Raw genomic sequence first — 6,180 nt, 5'->3', positions numbered from 1 at the left:
AGAACAGACAGCTGAACCAGTTGAAACAGCTGTTTTTTGGCTAGGTTGGGGTGGCTAACTTCATTATAGAACTTTCGTTTAAATGAAGTAGCGGAAAATTTTTCTAATTCTGAGTGATTTGGCTTGATTTTTCCTTATTTTTTTTAATATAATAGAAGTAGTGATGTTTAAAGAAAAGGATGAGACAGATGGCGAGTATTAAGTTGACGACAAAGGATATCTTTGAGCAGGATTTTAAGATTGGTTTTCGTGGTTATGATCAAGACGAGGTCAATGATTTTCTTGATGAAATCATGAAGGATTACGATGCCTATGAAGCCATTGTAAAGGAATTGAAGGGCGAGATCGCTAGGCTTAAAGCCCAGCTGGCAAATACTTCTCGTCAACCAGCCCCTGTTGCAGAGGAGCCAGAAGCTTTCCGTGCAGAGCGGATGAGTTCAGCCACAAACTTTGATATTCTCCGTCGCATCAATCGTCTGGAGAAAGAAGTCTTTGGTAAACAGATTGCCCAAGAGTAGTAGATAGACATGTGTAATTTTCGGATAATCGCGTGGTAGTAATCTACCATGAGGAAAGTCCATGCTAGCACCAGCTGCAATGCTGGTAGTGTTTGTGCTAGGCGAACCAATAAGCCTAGGGACGTCTTTGACGTTACGGCGGTTAAAATGGCTACGTCCTTGGATATGCCAGAGTAGGCCTGAAAGTGCCACAGTGACGAAGTTTTTATGGAAACGTAAAAAATGGAACGCGGTAAACCCCTCAAGCTAGCAACCCAAACTTTGGTCGGGGCATGGGATGGATGGAACGGTACTCCCAGAGTAGAACAGAAATCCTGACTGCGTAAGCGGTAGACAGATGATTATCGAAGGTGGTAGGACCTAGTACCACTGGAACAAAACATGGCTTATAGAAAATTGCATAATAGGTGGCTAGCTTTGCTAGCTTTTATTATAGAGGAAAAAGATGAAAAAACAATTTGAATTGATTGCGACAGCGGCGGCTGGTTTAGAGGCGGTCGTTGGTCGTGAAATTCGAGAACTGGGCTACGACTGTCAGGTTGAAAATGGGCGCGTGCGTTTCCAAGGTGATGTCAAATCTATCATTGAAACCAACCTTTGGTTGCGTTCGGCAGACCGGATTAAAATTATCGTGGGGAGTTTTCCCGCACGCACCTTTGAGGAACTCTTCCAGGGGGTCTTTGCCTTGGACTGGGAAAACTATCTACCCTTGGGCAGTAAATTTCCTATTTCAAAAGCCAAATGTGTCAAATCCAAGCTCCACAATGAGCCGAGTGTACAGGCCATTTCTAAAAAGGCTGTCGTGAAAAAGTTGCAAAAGCATTTTTCGCGTCCAGAAGGCGTTCCCTTGCAGGAAGTTGGGGCAGAGTTTAAGATTGAAGTCTCCATCCTGAAAGATGTGGCCACGGTATTGATTGACACGACGGGTTCCAGCCTCTTCAAACGTGGCTACCGCGTTGAAAAAGGTGGCGCGCCCATTAAGGAAAATATGGCGGCAGCCATTTTACAGCTGTCTAACTGGTACCCAGACAAGCCTTTGATTGATCCGACTTGTGGTTCGGGCACTTTCTGTATTGAGGCGGCCATGTTGGCTAAGAATATGGCTCCGGGGCTCAAACGCAGTTTTGCCTTTGAAGAATGGCCTTGGGTTGATGAGGAGCTGGTTGCACAAGCTCGCAAAAATGCGCAGGCAGCGGTTAAATCTGACCTAGTCTTGGACATTGCCGGTTCAGACATCGATGCCCGTATGGTTGAAATGGCCAAGAAAAATGCCTTTGCGGCCGAAGTAGACCAAGATATTGTCTTTAAGCAAATGCGCCTGCAGGACTTGCATACAGACAAGATAAATGGTGTTATTATTTCAAACCCACCTTACGGTGAGCGTTTGTTGGATGATGAGGCCATTATCAAGCTCTACCAAGAAATGGGGCAAACCTTTGAGCCTTTGAAAACATGGTCTAAATTTATCTTGACCAGCGACGAGCAATTTGAGCAGCGGTTTGGAAAACAAGCAGATAAAAAACGGAAATTATACAATGGTACGCTGAAGGTTGACTTGTATCAATTCTTTGGTCAACGAGTAAAACGTTCATAAAATAAAGTGAGGTAGATATGTCAAAGAAACATGAGAAGGCACAAGCAGAGCCAGTTAAGGACGAGCAGATTCTGGACTTTGAAGCAGCAAAAGATATGACCATCGGTCAGGCAGCACAAAAACAGCAGGAAATTGAGGCTGGCATTACCGATACGGATGGCCTTTTAGACCGCTACATCAAGCAACACCGAGATGAGATTGAATCTCAAAAATTTGAGACAAGAACAATCCCTGTCATCAAGGATTCGACTGTTATTCCGGTGGTTGAATCAGCTAGCTTGACTTCGGATGAGTTGGAAACGGCAGCTGCAGCTGTGGCAGCACATTCACAAGAAGAACCGAAGCCAGTTGAGTCAAGCCCTGTTGTTGAGCCTCTAAAAACTCCTGCAGAAGAAGTCGCTTATTTTGATTTGACAGATGGATCCGAAGAAAAGCCCAAGAAAAAAGGATTCTGGATTTTTGGAACCCTCTTGGCGGCATTGATTGCTATTTTAGCTTCCCTCTTTTTCTGGATGAACCAAAATAATGCAGGTCAGACAGCTTCTAGCACTTCGTCATCAAGTTCGACCAAACAGTCTTCTAGTACAACCTCATCAAGCTCAACTCCATCCGAGTTTACAGACTTTACCAAGCTGTACGAGAGCTTCTTTACGGATTCGAGCTTGTCTAAATTGAAGAATTCAGAATTTGGTAAATTAGAGGAATTAAAGGCACTCTTGGACAAGATTGATCCAGACAGTGATGCTTATAAGGAAGCCAAGGCCAACTATGATAAATTAGAAAAAGCTATCGCAGCTGTCAACGGCATCAATGAACAATTTGATAAGCCGATTCTTGTTGATGGCGAATTGGATACCACGGCGACTGTTAAGGCTGGAGCAACTCTAGAAGCGGTTGCGACTGGAATCAGCGGTGTTGATGCGACGATCACTTCAGCTGTAAACTTTGCTCGATCACAAGAGGAAAACCAACAGGCTGTTGCTGGAGCGGTCGCACCGGCTGAACAAGCAGCGCCAGCTGCCCAGGCTGGAACCCCAGCACCAGCTCCTGCAGAATCAAGTGCAGCATCAGCGCTTGCCAGCGCGTCAACAAGTCCTGCCGAAGTGCAAAATGCAGCATCCCAATTCGGGATTCCAGTTCCTCCTGGTGTGACCTTGCAACGTCACTTGAGCCGCGTGCCTTATAACCAAGCCATGATTGATGACGTTAACAATCCTGCTTGGACCTTTAACCCAGGTATTTTGGAAAAAATTGTCGAAACATCTCAAAAACGTGGCTATATCACAGGTAATCAGTATATCTTGGAGAAGGTCAATATCATCAATGGTAATGGCTACTACAATATGTTTAAACCAGATGGCACCTATCTCTTTTCTATCAATGCTAAGACCGGTTACTTTGTCGGAAATGCGCGTGGAAATGCGGATGCCTTAGATTATTAGGAACATAAGAAAAAAGCGGGAGACCGCTTTTTTTGATGTTATGGTGTGGTTTCAATTTCATCTACAGACAAAACTGCCTGGCTGGAATGGACGAGATAGGTCGTTCCGTCTTCAAAGCGAATTTGCAATTGGTCGCCATCGCTGTAATCAGTCCACTCTTTGACCTTACCAGTCTTGACGCTTCCATCGGGAAGTTTGACCTGGGCGTAATTGAAGGTGTAGTTGGTGTCAAAAACTGTCTTGTTACCGCAAGCTGACAGCATCATCAGGCTAGCCAGTGCCAGAGCAACAAGAAGGATTTTCTTCATACCAAGCTCCTTAAATGGGTTTTCGTTCAAAGGCATCTATCGAAATGCCCTGAGAAAGGATTAGTTTGGCCCATTCTTTGGCAGAATGGAGGCTGTGGTCCTTGTAGTTACCACAAGACTCGATGGTTGTCCCAGGAACATCTTCCCAGCTAATGCCGTCTGCGATTTCTTCCAAACTAGATTTAATGACTTCAGCGATTTGGACAGAATCTTGCTTGCCCCACATAATCATGTGAAAACCGGTTCGGCAACCGAAAGGTGAGCAGTCGATGAGTCCGTCAATCCGTTGGCGAATCAGCTTAGCCAGCAGGTGTTCAATGGTGTGCAACCCCGCTGTATCCATGGCGTTTTCATTGGGTTGGATGAGGCGAATATCAAAGTTGGTGATGACATCACCCTTTGGTCCAATCTCCTCAGAAATCAAGCGGATATACGGGGCTTTGACGATAGTGTGGTCCAGTTCAAAACTTTCTACAATAACTTCTTTGGTCATAATTTCCTCCATTTGGGTTGATGAAAACATTATACCATATTTGTCAATTTGCAATTGTGAAATCGTTTAAATTGTGGTAAAATAGATTCAGATTTTGTGTAATGCAAAATAAAATTGAAAGAGGTAGGAAGATGGATATCATTACACTTGTAGTGACCTTGATTTCTGCTCTCATTGGTTTAGTAATTGGTTACTTTGCCATTTCTTTGAAGATGAAAGCTGCAAAAGAAACTGCAGAATTGACACTTTTGAATGCTGAACAAGAAGCAAGTAATGTTCGTGGTCGTGCGGAAGATCAAGCTGAAGCTATTTTAAAAACAGCTGAGCGTGATCGCCAAACCTTGAAAAAAGAATTACTCTTGGAGGCCAAGGAAGAGGCTCGTAAATATCGAGAAGAAGTAGCAAATGAATTTAAGTCAGAACGACAAGAATTAAAGCAAATTGAGTCACGATTGACTGAACGTGCTAGTAGCTTAGATCGTAAAGATGATAATTTAACAAACAAAGAGAAGGCTTTGGAGCAAAAAGAACAAAGCCTGACAGATAAAACTAAACATATTGATGAGCGTGAGCAAGAAGTCGCGAAATTAGAAGAGCAGAAAGCTCTTGAGTTGGAACGTGTTGCTTCGCTGAGCCAGGAAGAAGCCAAAGAGCAGATTCTTGCAGCGACTCGTGATAAATTGACCCACGAGATTGCAACCCGTATCAAGGAGGCTGAGCGAGAGGTCAAAGAGCGGTCTGATAAGATGGCCAAAGACCTTCTAGCGCAGGCCATGCAGCGAATTTCGGGTGAATATGTTGCGGAACAAACTATTACCTCGGTTCATCTGCCGGATGATGCCATGAAGGGCCGAATTATCGGTCGCGAAGGTCGCAACATCCGTACCTTTGAAAGCTTGACAGGGATTGACGTTATCATTGATGATACGCCTGAGGTAGTTGTCCTTTCCGGTTTTGACCCGATTCGCCGGGAGATCGCGCGGATGACCATGGAGACCCTGCTTCAGGACGGTCGTATCCACCCGGCTCGTATCGAGGAGTTGGTGGAGAAATACCGTGTTGAGATGGATAACCGCATCCGTGAATATGGTGAAGCGGCTGCCTATGAAGTAGGCGCTCCTAACCTGCATCCTGACTTGATTAAGATTATGGGACGTCTGCATTTCCGTACCTCCTACGGTCAGAATGTGCTCCGTCACTCGATTGAGGTGGCCAAGTTGTCAGGTATTTTGGCTGCAGAGTTGGGTGAGAATGTTAATTTGGCCCGCCGTGCTGGATTCTTGCATGACGTCGGTAAGGCGATTGACCGCGAGGTGGACGGTAGCCACGTTGAGATTGGTACAGAATTGACCAAGAAATACAAGGAAAATCCAGTGGTTGTCAATACGGTTGCCAGCCACCACGGTGATGTGGAAGCAACTAGCACTATTGCTGTGATTGTTGCAGCAGCGGATGCCTTGAGTGCAGCTCGTCCAGGTTCACGTCGTGAATCGATGGAGGCCTATATCAAGCGTCTCCAAGACCTGGAAGAAATTGCTAATAGCTTTGACGGCATCAAGCAGGCTTATGCTATCCAGGCAGGTCGTGAGATTCGGATTATCGTTCATCCAAATAGAATCAGTGATGATAAGATTACGATTCTGGCTCATGATGTCCGTGAGAAAATTGAAAATAATCTGGATTATCCAGGAAATATCAAGATTACGGTCATCCGTGAAACACGAGCAACTGACATTGCAAAATAAGACAGAAGGAGCTTCGGCTCTTTTTGTTGTTCTTCAAGAGCCGGAAAAATCTGGTTTCCAGATTTAAAATCAGTTGATAT

General features: G+C 44.8%; 6 protein-coding genes and 1 other RNA gene. 5 read left to right on the top strand and 2 right to left on the bottom strand.

Translation table 11 applies throughout. The features are described 5' to 3' along the window. Positions 1-188 precede the first annotated feature (188 nt). The 4 genes from gpsB (at position 189) to ACHBHN_RS07725 (ending at position 3,554) form a co-directional block, all read left to right on the top strand. On the top strand, positions 189-518 hold the full coding sequence (gene gpsB / locus ACHBHN_RS07740) for a cell division regulator GpsB (protein WP_172022718.1): 330 nt from the start codon (positions 189-191) through the stop codon (positions 516-518). 16 nt (positions 519-534) lie between these two features. Further along, an RNA gene (rnpB, locus tag ACHBHN_RS07735) (RNase P RNA component class B) lies at positions 535-912 on the top strand. 51 nt (positions 913-963) lie between these two features. Continuing rightward, complete coding sequence (locus tag ACHBHN_RS07730) at positions 964-2,112, top strand: class I SAM-dependent RNA methyltransferase (RefSeq protein ID WP_105123444.1); 1,149 nt, start codon at positions 964-966, stop codon at positions 2,110-2,112. A 17-nt stretch (positions 2,113-2,129) separates the two neighbouring features. Next, positions 2,130-3,554 carry a cell division site-positioning protein MapZ family protein gene (locus ACHBHN_RS07725; RefSeq protein ID WP_105111219.1) on the top strand — a complete coding sequence of 475 codons (1,425 nt, stop codon included), beginning with the start codon at positions 2,130-2,132 and terminating at the stop codon, positions 3,552-3,554. Positions 3,555-3,592: 38 nt separating this feature from the next. Here ACHBHN_RS07725 and ACHBHN_RS07720 read toward each other — a convergent pair whose 3' ends face one another. Beyond that, a complete protein-coding gene (locus tag ACHBHN_RS07720; RefSeq protein ID WP_125265384.1) occupies positions 3,593-3,862 on the bottom strand; it encodes a hypothetical protein in 270 nt (89 codons plus the stop codon). 10 nt (positions 3,863-3,872) lie between these two features. Continuing rightward, the gene (locus tag ACHBHN_RS07715; protein ID WP_105111221.1) at positions 3,873-4,355 is read right to left on the bottom strand and encodes an S-ribosylhomocysteine lyase; all 483 of its coding nucleotides are present in this window, start codon (positions 4,353-4,355) and stop codon (positions 3,873-3,875) included. Positions 4,356-4,486: 131 nt separating this feature from the next. On the opposite strand from ACHBHN_RS07715, the gene ACHBHN_RS07710 reads away from it, so the two are divergent. Continuing rightward, positions 4,487-6,100 (top strand): ribonuclease Y, encoded by a 1,614-nt coding sequence (locus ACHBHN_RS07710; RefSeq protein ID WP_105111222.1) that lies wholly within the window; start codon positions 4,487-4,489, stop codon positions 6,098-6,100. Positions 6,101-6,180 lie beyond the last annotated feature (80 nt).

Source organism: Streptococcus sp. A22 (genome assembly GCF_043674215.1).
GTDB lineage: Bacteria > Bacillota > Bacilli > Lactobacillales > Streptococcaceae > Streptococcus > Streptococcus suis_V.
Note: the sequence above shows the minus strand (reverse complement) of the source record. Positions and strands in the feature narration are given on the sequence as shown.